Source organism: Sphingomonas larreae, assembly GCF_051400595.1.
Classification (GTDB): Bacteria; Pseudomonadota; Alphaproteobacteria; order Sphingomonadales; family Sphingomonadaceae; genus Sphingomonas.
Genome location: NZ_JBLFFI010000002.1, coordinates 491,505 through 510,210 on the forward strand (window position 1 = coordinate 491,505; position 18,706 = coordinate 510,210).

At 69.2% G+C, this 18,706-nt stretch carries 18 protein-coding genes; 15 read left to right on the plus strand and 3 right to left on the minus strand.

What is annotated here, in order from left to right; all coding sequences use genetic code 11:
- Nucleotides 1–363: 363 nt before the first annotated feature.
- Nucleotides 364–1,104 carry a FadR/GntR family transcriptional regulator gene (locus tag ACMGDM_RS10525; protein WP_436804076.1) on the plus strand — a complete coding sequence of 247 codons (741 nt, stop codon included), beginning with the start codon at nt 364–366 and terminating at the stop codon, nt 1,102–1,104.
- Between the two features lie 9 nt (nt 1,105–1,113).
- On the opposite strand, the gene ACMGDM_RS10530 is transcribed toward ACMGDM_RS10525, so the two are convergent.
- A complete protein-coding gene (locus ACMGDM_RS10530) occupies nt 1,114–1,647 on the minus strand; it encodes a molybdenum cofactor guanylyltransferase (RefSeq protein ID WP_436804077.1) in 534 nt (177 codons plus the stop codon).
- Between the two features lie 228 nt (nt 1,648–1,875).
- On the opposite strand from ACMGDM_RS10530, the gene ACMGDM_RS10535 reads away from it, so the two are divergent.
- Together ACMGDM_RS10535 and ACMGDM_RS10540 are read left to right on the plus strand one after the other, a co-directional pair.
- Nucleotides 1,876–2,997 (plus strand): M23 family metallopeptidase, encoded by a 1,122-nt coding sequence (locus ACMGDM_RS10535; RefSeq protein WP_436804078.1) that lies wholly within the window; start codon nt 1,876–1,878, stop codon nt 2,995–2,997.
- Nucleotides 2,998–3,005: 8 nt separating this feature from the next.
- Complete coding sequence (locus ACMGDM_RS10540) at nt 3,006–3,497, plus strand: bactofilin family protein (protein WP_436804264.1); 492 nt, start codon at nt 3,006–3,008, stop codon at nt 3,495–3,497.
- Nucleotides 3,498–3,553: 56 nt separating this feature from the next.
- Here ACMGDM_RS10540 and purB read toward each other — a convergent pair whose 3' ends face one another.
- The gene (gene purB, locus ACMGDM_RS10545) at nt 3,554–4,888 is read right to left on the minus strand and encodes an adenylosuccinate lyase (RefSeq protein WP_436804079.1); all 1,335 of its coding nucleotides are present in this window, start codon (nt 4,886–4,888) and stop codon (nt 3,554–3,556) included.
- A 109-nt stretch (nt 4,889–4,997) separates the two neighbouring features.
- The gene (radC, locus tag ACMGDM_RS10550) at nt 4,998–5,687 is read right to left on the minus strand and encodes a RadC family protein (RefSeq protein WP_436804080.1); all 690 of its coding nucleotides are present in this window, start codon (nt 5,685–5,687) and stop codon (nt 4,998–5,000) included.
- Nucleotides 5,688–5,785: 98 nt separating this feature from the next.
- Here radC and ACMGDM_RS10555 point away from each other — a divergent pair, with 98 nt between their 5' ends.
- The 12 genes from ACMGDM_RS10555 to leuB all read left to right on the plus strand — a co-directional run bounded on the left by ACMGDM_RS10555 (nt 5,786) and on the right by leuB (nt 18,589).
- Nucleotides 5,786–8,881, plus strand: a complete 3,096-nt coding sequence (locus ACMGDM_RS10555; RefSeq protein ID WP_436804081.1) for an intermembrane phospholipid transport YdbH family protein — start codon at nt 5,786–5,788, stop codon at nt 8,879–8,881.
- A gap of 32 nt (nt 8,882–8,913) precedes the next feature.
- The gene (locus ACMGDM_RS10560) at nt 8,914–9,078 is read left to right on the plus strand and encodes a YnbE family lipoprotein (RefSeq protein WP_436804082.1); all 165 of its coding nucleotides are present in this window, start codon (nt 8,914–8,916) and stop codon (nt 9,076–9,078) included.
- A 12-nt stretch (nt 9,079–9,090) separates the two neighbouring features.
- Nucleotides 9,091–9,465 carry a YdbL family probable chaperone protein gene (locus tag ACMGDM_RS10565; protein WP_436804083.1) on the plus strand — a complete coding sequence of 125 codons (375 nt, stop codon included), beginning with the start codon at nt 9,091–9,093 and terminating at the stop codon, nt 9,463–9,465.
- A gap of 193 nt (nt 9,466–9,658) precedes the next feature.
- Nucleotides 9,659–9,991 carry an AtpZ/AtpI family protein gene (locus ACMGDM_RS10570; RefSeq protein ID WP_436804265.1) on the plus strand — a complete coding sequence of 111 codons (333 nt, stop codon included), beginning with the start codon at nt 9,659–9,661 and terminating at the stop codon, nt 9,989–9,991.
- A 26-nt stretch (nt 9,992–10,017) separates the two neighbouring features.
- On the plus strand, nt 10,018–10,806 hold the full coding sequence (locus ACMGDM_RS10575; RefSeq protein WP_436804266.1) for a F0F1 ATP synthase subunit A: 789 nt from the start codon (nt 10,018–10,020) through the stop codon (nt 10,804–10,806).
- A 41-nt stretch (nt 10,807–10,847) separates the two neighbouring features.
- Complete coding sequence (locus tag ACMGDM_RS10580; RefSeq protein WP_019515901.1) at nt 10,848–11,075, plus strand: F0F1 ATP synthase subunit C; 228 nt, start codon at nt 10,848–10,850, stop codon at nt 11,073–11,075.
- Nucleotides 11,076–11,139: 64 nt separating this feature from the next.
- Nucleotides 11,140–11,634, plus strand: coding sequence for a F0F1 ATP synthase subunit B family protein (locus ACMGDM_RS10585; RefSeq protein WP_436804084.1), 495 nt, complete (start codon nt 11,140–11,142; stop codon nt 11,632–11,634).
- A complete protein-coding gene (locus ACMGDM_RS10590) occupies nt 11,627–12,244 on the plus strand; it encodes a F0F1 ATP synthase subunit B family protein (RefSeq protein WP_436804085.1) in 618 nt (205 codons plus the stop codon). The genes ACMGDM_RS10585 and ACMGDM_RS10590 overlap by 8 nt, the downstream gene beginning before the upstream one ends.
- Before the next feature lie 424 nt (nt 12,245–12,668).
- Nucleotides 12,669–14,486, plus strand: coding sequence for a DUF885 domain-containing protein (locus ACMGDM_RS10595; protein ID WP_436804086.1), 1,818 nt, complete (start codon nt 12,669–12,671; stop codon nt 14,484–14,486).
- Between the two features lie 195 nt (nt 14,487–14,681).
- On the plus strand, nt 14,682–16,601 hold the full coding sequence (gene uvrC / locus ACMGDM_RS10600) for an excinuclease ABC subunit UvrC (RefSeq protein ID WP_436804087.1): 1,920 nt from the start codon (nt 14,682–14,684) through the stop codon (nt 16,599–16,601).
- Nucleotides 16,602–16,776: 175 nt separating this feature from the next.
- Nucleotides 16,777–17,508 (plus strand): DNA repair protein RecO, encoded by a 732-nt coding sequence (gene recO / locus ACMGDM_RS10605; RefSeq protein WP_436804267.1) that lies wholly within the window; start codon nt 16,777–16,779, stop codon nt 17,506–17,508.
- Between the two features lie 28 nt (nt 17,509–17,536).
- The gene (gene leuB / locus ACMGDM_RS10610) at nt 17,537–18,589 is read left to right on the plus strand and encodes a 3-isopropylmalate dehydrogenase (protein WP_436804088.1); all 1,053 of its coding nucleotides are present in this window, start codon (nt 17,537–17,539) and stop codon (nt 18,587–18,589) included.
- Nucleotides 18,590–18,706 lie beyond the last annotated feature (117 nt).

Sequence of the window (18,706 nt, forward strand, 5' to 3'; positions counted from 1 at the left end):
GAGTCGTAGTAAGCGGACAATATGTCCGGTTAGCGGTTTTTGCAAGCATCGCGCTGATGCTGTCACCACGCGCTCAACGTCGCGGCCGCCAGAATGTGACCCGGCGCTCACTAGCCGCGAGGCCGAACGGCGATTGCTCCCCCGCTATGTCAGGTGCGCTTGGACGCTGATTACATTCAGCGGCTGCCGGAGCAGGCCCGCACATAAATCGCAGCCGCACGACTGATCATAGGGTTGCCTGCGAAACCTGGCCACGTGATGTGTCTCAGCTCCCACCTGATTAATCTTCTCGTAACCCGTTGCGCCGGCTAGGATCGTCCGTCGGGTCGCCACGACCCTCACGTCAGCTACGAGGGCCCGTCAGTGCAGCACGAACTCGGCCGCAATCTCACGTATGGACTGCAGGAGGTGCTTGGGCGCGCGATCGTGGTGGGCGATTACGACGACCGGCCTTTCCCCAATGAGGCCGACATCGTCAAGGCGCATGGTGTCAGCCGCTCGGTCACCCGGGAGGCGGTCAAGATGCTGGGCGCCAAGGGGTTGCTCGGCGCCCGCCCGAAGCAGGGGACGTTCGTCCGGCCGCAGGATGCGTGGAACCTGTTCGATCCCGACGTGCTGCGCTGGCTGCTCGAGCGCAAGCTGTCGATCGAGTTGCTGCGCCAGTTCAACGAACTGCGGATCGCAATGGAGCCGGAGGGCGCGGCGCTCGCGGCGCGGCGTGCGTCGCCGGAGCAACAGGCCGCGATCACCGCCGGGCTGGAGCGGATGCGCGCCGCCGAGCGCGGCGAGGACGACACGCTGGACGCCGACATCGCCTTCCACGTCGCGGTGCTGCGCGCCTCCAACAATCCGTTTTTCACGCGGCTGCGCGACATCGTCACCACGGCGCTGCGCACCTCGATCCGCTTCACCAATCGCATTGCGGGACGTTCGGCCAGCATCGCCGAGCATACCGCGGTGCGGGACGCAATCGTCGCGCGCGATCCGGAGGCAGCCTATGCTGCGATGCGCGTGCTGATCGTCAACGTGCTGACGCTGATCGAGCAGGTGGAGGCGCGCGAGCGTGAGGCCTCCGAGGAAGTGACGCAAGCGACCGAGTCGTGACGGGCGCGGCTAGCGCAATGCGGCGAGCCGGCGCAGGTCGTCGGGCGTATTGACGTTGGCGAGCTCGAGTCCGGCGCACACTGCCGCCAGCCCCGCCGCCGCCGCCCAGCGCCGGATCGATCGGTCGCCGTCGTCGCCGAGGTGCGTCAGCAGCGGGGCAGCCAGGCGGACTGGCCAGTAACCGACCGTAGGCGCTTCGGCGGCATGCGCCCCGCCGCTGCCGCACAAGGCGGCGACGAGCGGAGCCGGCAGGAACGGCGTGTCGCATGCGGTGGTCAGCACCGCGTCATAGCCGTGCGCGACGGCGTGCACGAGCGCCCCGGCGATCCCGCCGAGGGGGCCCAGATGGGCGCTTGGTTGATCCGGCACGGTCGCAACCGGGGCAGTGACCCGACCGACCACCACCGTCGCGGCGACATGCGGCGCGAGGCTCGCCAGCGCGTGATCGAGCAGTGCGGCATCGCCGAGGCGCGCCGTCGCCTTGTCGCTGCCGAACCGTCGTGCCTGCCCGCCCGCGAGGACGGCGCCGAGTATCTTGCCCATGGCTCTGCTTCTCGCGCGTCGGCGCATCGCAGGGAAGGGGCATCAAACAGGCAAAGAATTGCCGAATGCTCGCGCTGAATTCTGGCAGCAACGATCAATAAGCCCAATGGAAAAACTGGATCTGCGGCAGTAGCTAGCCCGATTTGGCGAGTTTTCACCCCTCCGCATTGGCGCTTCGCCGCCGGTATTGTTAGGCGCGATCGGGGCTGAACAGCGGGTGGAGCGTCTTTGTCCAGAAACGGCTCGTGGCGGGCGGTAGCGGCTTGGTCGCGCCAGACCTTTGTTGATCGCGAGCTGTTCCTGCGCAGCGATGGCCGCGTGCGCTTCATTCGTGTCAGCCGCCGGACGCAGCTGCGCGCGGCGGCTGCGGGCGCGCTGGTGCTGGTCGTCTGGGCGGGCGGCACGATCACCGCAGTCGTGCTGAGCCTGCGCGCGCCCGTCGCCACGCCATACCGCGACGATCGGCATGTCGCTGCGGCAGCCCCGTCCGCCACGCCCACACTCGCCCGCGCGGCCGCCGGAACAGCGTCGGCGCACCCGCCAGAGCCGACGCCCACGACGGACTCACCGGCCGTGCGCGAGCTGCTGCGGCGCCAGCAGCTGATCGAGCAACTCGTCGCCACCAAGCTGGGGCAGCCCGTACCGCACACGGAGCTGGGGCGACCGGTCGGCGCGAACAAGAGCCCTGAAAGCGCGCTTGATGCCGCGCAAAAGGCCTTGGCGCGTGGGCTCAGCCACGCCTTTGACGCCGATCGTCAGCGGCGCACGGTCGCGTTGCGCCGGCTCGGGCTGGAAGCCGACAAGCTCGCCGCGCAGGCGCGCCGCGCCGAGGGTGGTCCGCTGATCCCTTGGCCGGACGACGGCACCACCGCACCGCCTGCGCTCGAAGCGCTGGCCTCCGCCATGGTGCGTTGGGCCGCGGTCGGGCAGGGGGCGGCGGCGGTGCCTTCCGGCCATCCGACCCGCGACCTCAGCCAGACCAGCAGTTTCGGGGTCCGCGCCGATCCGTTCAACGGCCGCCCGACCTTCCATGCCGGGCTCGATTTCCGCGGCAGCTACGGCGAACCGATTTATGCCGCGGCGGCGGGCCGCGTGAGCTTTGTCGGCGAGCGCAGCGGCTATGGGCGGTTGGTCGAGATCGATCACGGCAACGGCATCGCGTCACGCTATGGCCATCTCTCCGGCGCCGAGGTGACGCTCGGCCAGCATGTCGCGCGCGGGGAGCGGATCGCGCGGATGGGCTCCACCGGGCGCTCGACCGGTACCCACGTCCATTTCGAGGTGCGACTCCACGGCACGGCGGTGAACCCGCAACCCTTCCTCGATTTCGGCGAAGCAAAAGGAAGATGATCTTGTCGATGTTCGGTAGCCGCCACGCCGCTCCACCGCCGCCCCCGCCACCGACGCGCGCTGCGGCGCTCGTTCCGCCCGCGCCCGCTACGGGGGCCAAGCACACCCCCTTTTCGCTGATCGGCGGCGACGTGGTGGTGACCGGCAACCTCACCGCGACGGTGGACATCCATATCGACGGCCGCATCGACGGCGATCTCGAATGTGCCACGCTGGTGCAGGGCGCCGAGAGCGTGATCTGCGGCAACATCGTCGCCAAGGCGGCGCGGATTGCTGGCCAGGTTGAGGGCAGCATCACCGCCGACAACCTGGTGATCGAACGCTCGGCGCGCATCTTCGGCGATTGCCGCTACGGCACGCTGGCGGTGGAGAACGGCGCCGAGGTGGAGGGGCGCTTCTCCTCGCAGCATACGATCGTCTCGCCGCCCGAACTCACCGCTGAGGTCGAGGAGGTCGATTATGTCGAAGAGGTCGACCCGCACGACAGCTACGTCGACTGAACCGGCGGCGCCGCACGGGCGCGCTCCCGCGAGCCCAGGCCCGCGGGAGCGGCGCGTCAGTCGCCTCGCCCGAAGACGCGGGCGAAGATCGTGTCGACGTGCTTGAGGTGGTAGCCGAGGTCGAACTTGTCGTCGATCTCCGCGGCCGAGAGCGCGGCGGTGACCTCCGCGTCCGCCTTCAGCAGGTCCTGGAGCGAGAGCGCGCCGTCCGAATCCCATACCTTCATCGCGTTGCGCTGCACCAGCCGATAGGCGTCCTCGCGGCTCACGCCCGCTTGGGTGAGCGCGAGCAGCACGCGCTGCGAGTGGACCAGTCCGCCCATGCGATCCAGGTTCTTCTGCATGCGCTCGGGATAGACGAGCAGCTTGTCGACGACACCGGTGAGCCGCGCCAGCGCGAAGTCGAGCGTGATCGTCGCGTCCGGCCCAATGTAGCGCTCCACCGACGAGTGCGAAATATCGCGCTCGTGCCATAGCGCGACATTCTCGAGCGCCGGCGTGACATAGCCGCGGACCATGCGCGCGAGCCCGGTGAGGTTCTCGGTCAGCACCGGGTTGCGCTTGTGCGGCATCGCCGAGGAGCCCTTCTGCCCCGGCGCGAAATATTCCTCGGCCTCGAGCACCTCGGTACGCTGCAGGTGGCGTACCTCGGTCGCCACGCGCTCGATCGACCCCGCGATCACGCCCAGCGTGGCGAAGAACATCGCGTGGCGGTCGCGCGGGATCACCTGCGTCGAGACCGGCTCCACCGCGAGCCCGAGCTTGGCCGCGACATGCTCCTCCACGCGCGGGTCGATGTTGGCAAAGGTGCCGACCGCGCCCGAGATCGCGCAGGTGGCGATGTCCGCGCGCGCGGCGATGAGCCGCGTCCGGCAGCGGTCGAACTCGGCATAGGCCTGCGCCAGCTTGAGCCCGAAGGTGACTGGCTCGGCATGGATGCCGTGGCTGCGCCCGATCGTCGGGGTGAGCTTATGCTCGCGGGCGCGGCGCTCGATTACCACGAGCAGGCGGTCAAGATCGGCGAGCAGCAGGTCGGCCGCGCGGGCGAGCTGGACCGCCAGCGTGGTGTCGAGCACGTCGGACGAGGTCATGCCCTGGTGCATGAAGCGCGCCCAATCATGTCCGGCGTGGGCGCCGACCTGTTCCGCGACCCAGGTGAGGAAGGCGATCACGTCGTGCTTGGTCACCGCCTCGATCGCGTCGATCGCGTCGACGTCGATGGTCGGGTTCGTCGCCCACCAGGCCCAGAGCGCGTCCGCGGCGTCCTGCGGCACCACGCCGAGCTCGGCGAGCTTCTCGGTGGCGTGCGCCTCGATTTCGAACCAGATGCGGTAGCGCGCCTCCGGCGTCCAGATCGCGGTCATCTCGGGGCGGGAATAGCGGGGGATCATGCGCACGGTCCTGAAGCGGCGGGAGGATGCGCGGGCGGGTAGCAGCGGGTTGCGGGCGGGGCAAATCGCGCCGCGCCCGCATCTCCGACAGCGCGCGACCCGCGCCGCCTCAGATCAGTCCTCGCGCGCGCAGGCTCGCCTGACCGGTCGCGCCGACGATGACGTGATCGTGGATTGCAATGCCCAGCGGTCGTGCGGCGGCGACGATCGCGCGCGTGATGTCGATGTCCGCCCGGCTCGGCGACGGGTCACCGGAGGGGTGGTTGTGGACGAGGATCAGCGCGGCGGCGCCGGTATCGAGTGCGCGCTTGATCACCTCGCGCACGTGAACCGCCGCCTGATCGATCGTGCCGCGCGCCATCACTTCGTCGCGCACGATCATATTGCGCGTGTTGAGGTGGATCACGCGGAACCGTTCGATGCGGTCGTGCGCCATGTCGGCATGAAGATAGTCGGCGAGCGCCTGCCAATTGGAGAGCACCGGAGCGGCGCTGGCGCGCTCGCGCAGCAGCCGGATCGCGGTCGCGTGCGCGATCCGCAGCGCGGCGACGCTCGTCTCGCCCAATCCGGGCATGCGGGCCACCACGATGGGATCAGCGTCCATCACCGCGGCGAGACTGCCGAACTCGCGCAGCAGCGCCTTGGCGAGTTTCTTGGTGTCGACCCGCTTGAGCGCGAGCCCGAGCAGATACTCGATCAGCTCATAGTCGTGCAGCCCGTCCGGGTCGGCGAGCAGCCGCGCGCGCAACCGCGCGCGGTGGCCCTGAACATCGTCCGCGATCGTGTCGGCCTCGACCATCGCGGGTCGCCTATTCGCCCGTTCGCGTGCGCGCAATTGCGCGCGGCAGGTGTGACGGCCTATGCTGGCGATAGCATGACGCGCGACGGATCTCCGAGGTGACGAGCGCGCGCCGCCGCGCGCTGATGGCGGTCTCCGGTCTGGCGCTCGCGGGCGGCGCTACGCTGTGGCTGTCGCGGGTGCCGATCGCGACCCATGTGATCGATCGTGCGCTCGCGCGTCGTGGCGTCCCGGCTCGCTATACCATCACCGATCTCGGCTTCGGACGCCAGCGGCTGACCAACGTGGTGATCGGTGATCCGCAGGCGCCGGATCTCGTCGCCGACTGGATCGAGACCGATACCGACCTTGGCCTCTCCGGCGCGCAGCTGTCCGGCGTTCGCGCAGGTCATGTCCGGCTCGCGGCACGGCTTGCCGACGGACGGGTGTCGTTCGGTGCAATCGATCGGCTGCTGCCCGCCTCGTCCGGCGGCGGATTCGCGTTGCCCGCGTTCGATCTCGACGTCGCCGACGCCCGGATCGAACTGAGCACGACCCAGGGAGCGGTGGGCTTGCGGCTGAGCGGTCGCGGGCGGCTCAACGATGGCTTCCGCGGCCGGCTTCGCGTCGCCGCGCCCGCGCTCGAGGCGCACGGCTGCGTGCTGCGTGGACTCGATTCATCGCTGTCGATCGCGATCGCCGAGGCGGCACCGAGGCTCACGGGACCGGTGCACGCCGCGGTGATCGACTGCGGCGGCGCGCGTGCCACTGCTCCCGCGCTGATGGTCGATGCCGCGCTCTCGCCCGCGCTCGACCGGTGGCGCGGCACTGCGCAGCTGAATGTGGCGCGGGTGGCCGCGGCGAGCGGTCGGGTGGATCGGCTCGGCGGAGCGATCAACTTCGCCGGGAGCCCGCAACGCAGCGGCGGCACGCTGGCGCTCACCGCGAGGCGAGTCGTCACGCCCTCGCTCACGGGGGAGGGGACGGGTTTCAGCGGCACCTGGCGGTTCGGCGAGCGTGGTACGACGCTGGCCGGTCGGCTGTCGGCGACCGACCTCGCGCTGTCGCCATCGACGCGGGCGCGCCTCGCCGCGCTGCGGAACGCGACGGCTGGCACGCCGCTCGCACCGCTTGCGACCGGGATGGCGCACGACCTTGATGCGGCGGCGCGACGCATGCGGGTCGTCGCCGACGTCGCGCTGGCGAACGGGACGCCGACGCTGCTCACGATCGATCGGGCCGAGCTGGTCGCCGCGACGGGCGCGCGCGCCACGCTCGATCAGGGCGGGGTGCTGCTGGGGCACCCCGCCGGCCCACGCATTGCCGGCCATCTCACGCTCGGAGGCGGCGGTCTGCCGAGCGGCGAGGTGCGGCTGGCGCAGGCCGCGCCGGGCGGGCCGATCAGCGGCACAGCAACGCTCGCGCCCTATGCTCGCGACGGCGCGGCGCTTGCGCTCGCGCCGGTGCGTTTCTCGACCGATCGCACGACCACCCGTTTCTCCACCGCGCTCACCCTGACGGGGCCGTTGCCGGGCGGACGTGTCGAGCGTCTGTCGCTGCCGGTCGAAGGCCGCTGGGACGGGTCCGACCTCGTGGTCGGACGGGCGTGCACGCCGGTGCGCGTGGACCATCTCGCGGTGTCGGGCCTCACGCTCGCGCGGACGGCGCTGCGTTTCTGCCCGCTCGACGGCGCTTTGGTGCGCGTGACGGACGGACGCGTGGGTGGTGGTGCGCAGCTCGGCGCCGTCGCGCTCGCGGGGGCGTTCGGCGGCACGCCGTTGCGCGTTGGCGCCAGTGGCGCACAACTGCGGCTCGCAGGACGCGCCTTCACGATGAACGACGTGACGGTGCGGCTCGGCACGCCCGATCGCATGACGCGGCTCGACGCGGCGCGGCTCGACGGTGCGCTGACCGCCACGGGCGCGGCGGGCCGGTTCGCCGCGGCGGCGGGGGCGATCGCCAACGTGCCGCTGGCGATGAGCGGTGCGGATGGAAGCTGGCGCGTTTCCGCCGGCGCGCTGGCGGTAACCGGCGCGCTGACGGTGGCGGATCAGGCAAAACCGGCGCGGTTCGAGCCGCTCGCCGCCGGGGACGTCACGCTGTCGCTTCGGGACGGCGCGATTGCTGCTGCGGGCACGCTCCGCGAGCCGAGCACGGGGATCAAGGTCGCGGATGTCGCGATCACGCACCGGTTCGCAAGCGGCGTCGGTTCGGCACATCTGGCAGTCCCGGGCCTCGCCTTCGGCGACGCGCTCCAGCCCGAGCGGCTGACGCGGTTGACCTTTGGCGTGATCGCGGACGTCCGCGGAGCGGTGAGCGGGCAGGGTGATATCGCCTGGAGCCCCGCGGGGGTCACCAGCAGCGGCAGCTTCACCACGCCCGGCACTGATCTGGCCGCCGCCTTCGGCCCGGTGGAGGGGATCGCGGGCACGATCCGTTTCACCGACCTGCTCGCGCTCGAGAGCGCGCCCGATCAGGTCGCGACGGTGCGCTCGATCAACCCGGGCGTGCCGGTAACCGACGGGCGAATCACCTATCAGACGCTGCCCGACACCCGCATCCGTGTGACGGAAGGGCGCTGGCCGTTCGCCGGGGGCACGCTGACGCTCGAACCCACCCTGCTCGATTTCGGCACCGCGCAGCAGCGTCGGCTCACGTTCCGGGTCGACGGCATGGACGCGGGCAAGTTCCTGCAGCAGTTCGACTTCAAGAATCTGAGCGCGACGGGCACGTTCGACGGCGCCCTGCCGATGCTGTTCGACGAGAGCGGCGGCCGGATCGCGGACGGGCGGTTGGTCGCGCGCCCGGGCGGAGGCAGCATCGCCTATCTCGGCGAGCTGACCGAGAAGGATCTCGGCTTCTGGGGCAATCTCGCGTTCCAGTCGCTGCGCTCGCTGACCTATCGCGACCTGGCGGTGGAGATGAACGGGCCGCTCGCGGGTGAGATGGTGACCGGCGTCCGCTTCGCCGGAATCCGGCAGGGGCAGGGCGCCAAGAGCAACTTCCTGCTGCGCCGGCTCACCCGGCTGCCGATCCAGTTCAACATCACCGTGCGCGCGCCGTTCCGCGGGCTGATCGACTCCGCCGCTAGTTTCTATGATCCGCAGCGGCTGGTGAAGCGCAATCTCCAGGCGCTGATCGAGGAACAGAACCGCCGTGGCGGCGCCGTTCAGCCTCCCGCAAGCGCCCCAGTGGCAGAACCCAAGAAGGATTGACGAACCTGATGCGCCTCCCGATCTTGACAGCGATGATGACGCCGACGCTGGCGGTGGCCACCGCGGGATGCGTGAATATCTCCGCGCCCGACAAGCCGATCCAGATCAATCTAAACATCAACGTGACACAGGAAGTGGTGTATCGCCTCGACAATGAGGCCAAGACGCTGATCCAGCAGAACCCGGGGATTTTCTAGGAGGTGACGACGATGAAGGCGTTTCTGACGCTCGCCGGTGCGGTGGCGCTCGCCGGCCTGTCCACCGCCGCGCTCGCGCAGCGCGACCCCGCTTATGCCGCGGCGCGCGCCGCCGGGCAGGTCGGCGAACAGCCCGACGGCTATCTTGGCGTGGTCGGCGGCGGCAGCGCCGAGCTGCGCGCGCTGGTGAGCAACATCAACATCCAGCGCAAGGCAGCGTACACGCAAAAGGCGCAGGCCAGCGGCGCAACGGTGGAGCAACTCGCCTTCACCAGTGGCTGCAACCTGATCGCGCAGACACGACCGGGCGAGAAGTACAAGGCGCCCGACGGCAGCTGGCAGACGCGCGGCGGCGGCGCACCGCTGCGCGACCCGCGCTGCGTGTAAGCGAAGCGCGTTCGCAGGACGACGATGGCTCGCGAGGTCCGGCGCACCATCTCGGGCAACCTCCGTTAACCCCGTGTCCACACAGGTTGACACCCCCCGACCCCCCGGCTAACCGGACGGCGCCTTGGCGGGGCTGCTCGCCGCTCGCGCGCAATCTCTCCTGGTCAACGAACTTCAGGGCGAGGGTGGCGGCGTGGCGGAGAACGGGCCCGGACAGGATTTCCACGACGCGGCGGACCCGCGCCTCGCTTCGCTCGACGATCGGCTGAAGCAGGCGCGCCGGGACGAAGCGGTTCGCACGGGGGTTGTGCGCGGCGGGGGTGAAGCGGGCTATGCGCTCGGCAACCGCGTGCTCGCTGCCCTCATCGGAAGTCTCGTCGGCTCGGCGCTGATCGGCTGGCTTCTCGACCGCTGGTTCGGCACCGCGCCGTGGGTACTGATCGTGATGCTGTTCCTTGGAATAGCGGTCGCGTTCAGGCAGATCATTCGGTTGACGACCAAGCGCCCGGACGAACCGGGCGCTTGACGTATGTAGACGGCAGGGACCAGCACGTGGCGGCAGAAGGCGGCAAGATCGATCCGATGCACCAGTTCCTGATCGAGCCCGTGCTCGGTCAGCGCTGGATCGTGGGCGGCTATGACCTGTCGTTCACCAATTCCGCGTTGTGGATGGTGATCACGTTGGTCGCGTTGTGGCTGTTCATGCTCGGCGGCATGAAGCGGGAACTCGTTCCGGGCCGCTGGCAGGCGGCGGTGGAGGGGTTCACCGGCTTCGTCCAAAACATGCTGACCTCGAACGTCGGACCTGAGGGCAAGCGCTTCGTGCCCTATGTCTTCTCGCTGTTCATGTTCATCCTGTTCGCCAACATCCTCGGGCTGCTGCCGGTCGGCATCGTGCCGGGCTGGCATCCCTTCACCGTCACCAGCCATCTTACCGTCACCGGCGTGCTGGCGATTATCAGCTTCTCGATCGTGCTGATCGTCGGCTTCGGCCGCCACGGCTTCCACTTTTTCAGCCTGTTCGTGCCGCACGGCACGCCCGCGCTGATGGTGCCGCTGATCTTCGTGGTCGAGCTGATGAGCTTCCTGGTGCGCCCCTTCTCGCTGGGTCTGCGACTGTTCGTCGCGATGACCGCGGGGCACATCCTGCTCAAGGTGCTCGCCGCCTTCGTGATCAACGGGATCAATCTCGGGCCGGGCTATGCGGTGCTGATCACCGTGCCGAGCTTCGTGCTGATGCTGGGGATCACGCTGCTGGAGCTGCTCGTCGCGGCGATCCAGGCCTATGTCTTCGCGCTGCTGACCAGCGTCTATCTCAACGACGCGGTCAACCTGCACTGAGTTTCCACACCAACCATTGTTTCTGAACGGGAGTTACTGACATGGACGCAAACGCCGCCAAGCTGCTCGGCGCCGGTCTCGCCGCGATCGGCATGGGCATTGCCGCGCTGGGCGTGGGCAACGTGTTCGCCGCCTTCCTCGAGGGTGCGCTGCGCAACCCGGGTGCTGCGGACGGCCAGCAGGGCCGCCTCTTCATCGGCTTCGCGGGCGCCGAGCTGCTCGGTCTGCTCGCCTTCGTGACGATGATCATCCTGGTGTTCGTCGCGTAACCTGACGCCGACGGACTTGCCCCGCCCGGCAGATCGGGCGGGGCCGCAAGGATAGCGGATCACCATGCCCCAAATCAGTCAGATCGCCGCCACTTACGCCTCGCAGATCTTCTGGCTGCTCATCACCTTCGGTATCCTGTATTTCGGGATCGGCAAGCTGATGGTGCCCAGGGTGCAAGGCGTGATGGACCTGCGTGAATCGAAGATCGCACAGGACCTCGCGAGCGCGGAGAGCGCGCGCGTCGCGGCGGATACGACCGAGGCGGCATGGAACGCCGACATGGACGCGGCGCGTGCCGCGGCACAGGCTGAGGTGGGCGCCGCCAAGGCACGCGCCGCGGCTGCAGCCGAGGCGCAGCTGCGGGCCGCCGACGCCGACCTGGCCGAGCGGGTCGCGCATCACGACGTCGCGGTGGCGAATGCCAAGGCGGCGGCGATGGTCAACGTCCAGACGATCGCCACCGAAGCCGCGCAGGAGCTGGTCCAGCGCCTTGCCGGCCTGACGATTTCCACCGATGCCGCCAATGAGGCGGTGCGCAGGCAGCTGAATCATGGCTAACGCTCCCGCCAACCCGACGCAGGGGCCTGCCTCCGAGGGGCTCGTGTCGCACGATCTTGCCAACGGCAGTGGCTATGCTTCCTCGACCGAGCACGGTGGCGCCGGCGACCATGCCGCGCCGACCGCGCTGGGCTTCAACGACACTGGTTGGGTCGGCATCGCTGCGCTGGTGGTGCTGATTGGCATGGTGCTGGTGCGCGTGCCGGCCACGATCGCGGCGATGCTTGACAAGCGCATCGGCGAGATTCGCCGCCAGCTCGACGAGGCCGCGGCGCTGCGCCGCGAGGCCGAGGCGCTGCGCGACGAATATGCCGCGCGTGCCCGCTCGGCCGAGGCCGATGCCGCCAAGATGCGCGAGAATGCGCATCACGAGGCCGCTGAGATCGTCGCCAAGGCCAAGGCAGACACCGAGCAGCTGATGGAGCGCCGTGCGCGCATGGCGGAGGACAAGATCGCCGCCGCGGAACGCGCCGCCATTGCCGAGGTTCGCGCGCGCACCGCCGAGGCTGCCGCCGCGGCCGCCGCCGCGCTGATCGCGGAGCGCCACGGCGCCGAGAGCGACCGCGCGCTGATCGACCGCGCCATCGCCGGGGTCGGCCGACTCAACTGAGCAGTTGCGTAGGCAGCGGACGTCCCTTCTCCTCGCGAGAAAGCGTGCTCCTGTGCATGCAGGAGTGCAGGGCTAAGGTCGGCGTCGCCCGCAACCCTTGGCTCCGGCGTTTGCCGGAGCACGGCGGCGATTGACTCAGCCGGTCGTGGGTTGCCGCCAAGGAACTGGCGGCAGGCGCGACGCCGCCCGCTTACCGGCGTCACCCTGGACTGTTTTAGGAATTACCGTCCGGTGAGCGCCGCAGCACCCAGGTGCGCGCCACGATGGATCCGGAAACGAGTTCAGGCTGACGCACCCGGATCAGCCGGATCAGCCGGATCACGGACGGTGCCACGGGTGGCGTGGGCGCGCCTTTCGGTGCATCACTCCGCCCCACGCTGCCATGACCATCCGTCCCACCATCAACCCACATCGAGGTGACCTGATGTCGCGCCCGCTCGCCGTCGCCCTGCTGCTCGCGTCCGGCCTTGCCGCACCCACCCCCGCGCTCGCCCAGGCGGCACCCAGCACCGCTGCCCCCGGCGACTCCGCGGAGGACACCAAGCTGAAGGCGCTGTTCGCGGCGAGCGACGAGGCCTCGCTCAAGCGCAACCCGGTCAATGCGCTGTTCCGCGGTGATCTGCGCTACGCCGACCGGCTCGGCGACCCGTTCTCGGACTCGTACATCGCGGCCGAGCGCGCCGCAGCACAGAGCGACCTCGCCGCGCTCGGCCGGATCGATCGCGCCAAGCTGACCCGTACCGATCAGATTGCGTACGACGTGTTCCAGCAGCAAAGTTCGGTCACGCTGCGCGGTCTCGCACCCGATCTGGTCGCGCTCAACATCGTCCGTCCGCTCGACCATTTTTTCGGCCTGCAGACCTTCTATCCCGAGCTCGCCTCGGGGCAGGGGGCAGCGCCGTTCAACACGGTGGCGGACTATGAGAACAATCTGAAGCGCAACGCGCGGTACGCCGAGCTACTCGATCAGGCGATCGCGCGCTTTCGCGAGGGCATGCGCGCCGGCGTCGTCCAGCCCAAGCTGGTGGTGCGCAACATGATCGCGCAGTTCGATCACCTGCTCGAGGGCGGCGTCGAGGCCTCGACCTTTTACGGCCCGGTAAAGGCCTTTCCGGCAGCCGTTCCGGCGCCCGACCAGGCGCGGCTCCGCACGGCCTATGCGCGCCAGATCGCCGACGTCCTCAACCCGGCGCAGCAGCGAATGCGCGACTTCCTCGAGCGCGACTATCTCCCGGCCGCGCGTGATACCGTCGGCCTCTCCGCCATGAAGGGAGGCGACACGCTCTACGCCTATCTGATCGAGGCCAACACCACGCTGTCGCTCACCGCCGATGCAGTGCATCGGCTCGGCCTCCGCGAGGTGGCGCGGATTACGCGCGAGATGGAGACGCAGAAGGGCAAGACCGGCTTCACGGGCTCGCTGGCCGAGTTCTTCACCTTCCTCCGCGAGGACAAACGCTTCCAGCCTTCCTCCAAGGAGCAGCTGCGGCTCGGCTATGAGGCGATCGGGCGCCGCGTTGACGCGCGCGTGCGGGAGCAATTTTCGCTCATCCCGCGGACGACACTGGAGATCCGGCCGGTGCCCGCATTCAAGGAAAAGACCGACGCGGGCGGCTCCTATCAGGCGGGCACGCCGGATGGATCGCGCGCGGGCGTATTCTACTACAACACCTATGATCTGCCGGTCCGCTACATGTGGGAGATGGAGACGCTGTTCCTCCATGAAGCGGTTCCGGGGCACCACTTCCAGATCAGCCTTGCGCAGGAGAATGAGTCGCTGCCCGCTTTCATGCGGTTCGGTGGCAACACCGCTTATGTCGAGGGCTGGGCGCTTTACGCCGAGACGCTTTGGCCTGAGCTGGGCATGGAGACCGACCCGTATCAGCGAATGGGCGGACTCAACGACGAGATGCTGCGCGCGATGCGGCTGGTGGTCGATACCGGCATCCACACCAAGGGTTGGACGCGCGATCAGGCGATCGCGTATATGCTGTCGCACTCGCCGATGGCGCGCACCGATGCGACCGCCGAGGTGGAGCGCTACATCGCCATCCCGGGGCAGGCGCTGGCGTATAAGATCGGGCAGCTGACGATCTCGCGGCTCAAGGCGGACGCCAAGGCGAAGCTCGGCGACCGCTTCGACGCGCGCGCCTTTCACGCGCAGGTGCTGGACACGGGCGCGCTGCCGATGCCGGTGCTTGAGGCAAAGATCGGCGATTGGGTGAAGGGCGGGGGCAAGTAGGGGCGTGCCTCTAGCTTTCCCCCTCCTTCTTCCGTCGTCCTGAACCCGTTTCAGGATTCACCGCCCCGCACGCGCCCCGGCGGTTGAGTATGCGGCACCCTGGATCCTGAAACGAGTTCAGGAAGACGCCAGCGAGCATGGGGCGAGGCTCCACCCCCGTTGTCCCGCGCCGCGCCAGCCCCTAGATCGCCCGCGATGAACGGCAGTTACGGCCCACCCGACCGCTTCAACGAAGAGCAGGCCACCTTCACCATCCGCGGTGCCGACGCCCCTGACCTCAAGGCGGGCGAGGCGGCGATCCGCAACGTGCTCAAGACGCTGCCGCTCAAGCCCGGCGTTTATCGCATGCACGACGCCAAAGGCGACGTGCTCTACGTCGGTAAGGCGCGCGCGCTGAAGAATCGCGTCGCCAATTACGTTCAGGTCGAGCGCCTGCCCAAGCGGCTCCAGCGGATGGTGTCGCAGACGCGATCGATGACGATCGTGACGACGAACAACGAGGCCGAGGCGCTGCTGCTCGAGGCGCAGCTGATCAAGCGCTACCGGCCCGCCTACAACGTGCTGCTGCGCGACGACAAAAGCTTCCCCTTCATCCTGCTGCGCGCCGACCACGACTTCCCGCGTATCCAGAAGCACCGCGGCGCGCGCCGCGCCAAGGGGGATTATTACGGTCCCTTCGCCAGTGCGGGCAGCGTCAACAACACGCTCAACGCGCTGCAGAAGCTGTTCCTGTTGCGGAGTTGCACCGACGGCTTCTTCAAGACGCGCGATCGGCCCTGCCTGCTGTATCAGATCAAGCGCTGCTCCGCGCCTTGTGTCGGCCGGATCGACCCTGCGGGCTATGCCGATCTCGTCGGCGACGCCAAGAAGTTCCTCGCCGGCAAGGCCACCGACGTTCAGGCCAAGCTGGGCGCGCAGATGCAGGCGGCCGCGGAGAACATGGACTTCGAGCTGGCCGCGGTGCTGCGCGACCGGCTCAAGGCGCTCACCTTCATCCAGGGCACGCAGTTCATCAACGCGGAAGGCGTGGGCGATGCGGATATCTTTGCGCTCGCCTGCCACGAGGGGCTGATCGGGATCGAGGCCTTCTTCATCCGCGGCGGCCAGAACTGGGGTCACCGCAGCTTCTTCCCGGCGCATACCGCCGACGTGCCCGAGGACGAGGTGCTCACCCAGTTCATGATGCAATTCTACGAGGAGGTGCCACCCGCGCGCACCATCCTGATCGACCGCGTCCTGCCCGAGGCCGAGTTGTTGACGCAGGCTTTAAGCGAGCAGGCCGGTCGCAAGGTAGAATTGACCGCGCCGCAGCGCGGCGTGCGCAAGCGGCTGCTCGATCAGGCCAGTCGCAACGCCAAGGAGGCATTGGAGCGCCGCCTCGCCGAGAGCACGACGCAGGCGCGGCTGCACCGCGAGCTCGCCGAATTGTTCGAGCTGGGCGACCCGCCCGACCGCATCGAGGTCTATGACAACAGCCACATTCAGGGCACCAACGCGCTCGGCGCGATGGTCGTCGCCGGACCGGAAGGCTTCCGCAAGGGCCAGTATCGCAAGTTCAACATCAAGCAGGCGGCGACCGATGACGATTATGCGATGATGCGCGAGGTGCTCCAACGCCGCTTCGCGCGCGCGCTGGAGGAGGACCCCGATCGCGACGGCGATGCCTGGCCCGACCTGGTGTTGCTCGACGGCGGCCGCGGCCAGCTCAACGCCGCCAAGGCGGTGCTCGAGGATCTCGGGATCGAGGACGTGTGCCTCGTGGGCGTCGCCAAAGGGCCGCACCACGGCCGCGAGGGGCGCGAGGTGTTCCACCTGATGGACGGGCGCGAGCTGACGCTGCCGGTCAACTCGCCCTTGCTCTTTTATCTCCAGCGGCTGCGCGACGAGGTCCACCGCTTCGCCATCGGCGCGCATCGCGCCAAGCGCGCCAAGGCGATCGGCGCGAGCCCGCTCGACGAGGTGCCCGGCATCGGACCAGCGCGCAAGAAGGCGCTGCTGATGCACTTCGGCACCGGCCGCGCGGTACGCAACGCCAGCCTGGAGGATCTGCGCAAGGCGCCGGGGGTAAGCGCGGCGGTGGCGCAGCAGGTCTACGACTTCTATCACGCGCGCTAGCGAATGTTCCATCTGGTGTGAACCAGCCGGGTGCTCCTGCGCACGCAGGCGCCCACAGCCACGGGCATCACGCCTGCGACCCTGGGCTCCAGCGTTCGCCGGAGCACGGATCTTTAGAAGGTGAATTGAACTCTTGGGTCTGTCGGCCGCGCGCGCCGCGCCCTATCTCGCCCTGATGCACCTCGCCGCTGATGCTTTGGTCCTTTCCGCCCGGGCGCACGGCGAGCATGGCGCGGTGGTGCGCGCCTTGACTCGCGACGACGGTGTGCGCCCGGGCTATGTCCGCGGCGGCCACTCGCGCCGGGTACGGCCCGCGCTGCAACCCGGCAACATGGTGCGCGGCGACTGGCGCGCACGCAGCGACGACCAGCTCGCCGCGCTGACGGTGGAGCTGGTACACAGCCGCGCGCCGCTGTTCGCCCAGCCGCTGCCCGCCGCCGCGATCGAGTGGCTATGCGCGCTGACGGCCGGCGCCCTGCCCGAAGCGCAACCGTATCCGCGTCTGCACGACGCGCTTGCCGGCGTGCTCGACGCAGTCGAGGCGGCCCCGAGCGCGCGAGGCTGGGCCGGCAGCGTCGCGCGCTACGAACTGCTGCTGCTCGCCGAGCTCGGCTTCGGGCTCGACCTGAGCGGCTGCACCGTCACCGGCGCGCGCGACGATCTGGCCTATGTCAGTCCGCGCAGTGGCGCCGCGGTGAGCCGCGCCGGCGCGCTCGGCTATGAAGCGCGGCTGCTCGCGCTGCCGCCGTTCCTGCTCTCGGGGGGCGCGGCGGGCTGGGACGAGGTGCTCGCCGCGCTGGCACTCACCGGCCATTTCCTCGCGCGCGACGTGCTGGTCGATCGTCGGCGCGAGCTGCTCGCTGCGCGCGAGCGACTGGTGGGGCGGCTCGCGCGGGCGGTTGCGTGAGCGCGCGCGCCGCGCCATGCGGTGCGGCATGACCGACTCCACCCTGATCGCGATCCTGCCCGGCGACGGCATCGGCCCCGAAGTGACGCGCGAGGCGCGCCGCGTGCTCGAGGCGCTCGACCTTGGCCTCCGCTTCGAGGAGGCGCCTGTCGGCGGCGCCGCCTACCGCGCCAGCGGCCATCCGCTGCCGCAAGAGACGCTAGCGCTGGCCGATCGCGCCGCGGCGGTGCTGTTCGGCGCGGTGGGCGATCCGGCATTCGATTCGCTCGAGCGAGCGCTGCGACCGGAGCAGGCGATCCTCGGCATCCGCAAGCATCTCGGCACCTTCGCCAACCTGCGTCCGGCGCGGATCTTCCCCGGCCTGGAGGACGCCTCGACGCTCAAGCCCGAGGTGGCGCGCGCGATCGACCTGGTGATCGTGCGCGAGCTCAACGGCGACGTCTATTTCGGCGCCAAGGGTCGCGGCACGACGGCCGAGGGCAAGCGCGAGGGGCACGACCTGATGCGCTACGACGAGGACGAGGTGCGCCGTATCGCACGCGTCGGCTTGGAGACTGCGGCGAAGCGGCGTGGCAAGCTCTGCTCGGTCGACAAGGCCAATGTGCTCGAAACCTCACAGCTGTGGCGTGACGTGGTAATCGAGGTCGCCGCGGATTATCCGCAGGTCGAGCTGACGCACATGTACGTTGACAATGCGGCGATGCAGCTGGTGCGCAACCCCGGCGCGTTCGACACGATCGTGACCGGCAATCTGTTCGGCGACATCCTCTCCGATCAGGCGAGCATGTGCGTCGGCTCGATCGGCATGCTGCCGTCGGCGGCGCTGGATGGCGCCGGCAAGGGCTTGTACGAGCCGATCCACGGCTCGGCGCCCGATATCGCGGGACAGGGCAAGGCCAATCCGTGCGCCGCGATCCTGTCCGCCGCGATGCTGCTGCGCCACTCGCTGGGCCAGGACGCGGCGGCGGATCGCGTCGAGGCGGCGGTGGCGGCGGCGCTGGCGCGCGGCCTGCGCACCCCCGACATGGGCGGCGATGCGACCACGGCGGCGATGGGCGAAGCGGTGCTGGCGGAATTGTGAGGGCGGGCGATCCAGCACCCAATCTTACCCGCTTCCGCTAGCGTCATCCTGAACTCGTTTCAGGATCCACCGCACCCCGCCTTCAGAAGCGACCGTGTTCGCGGGACAGTGGATCCG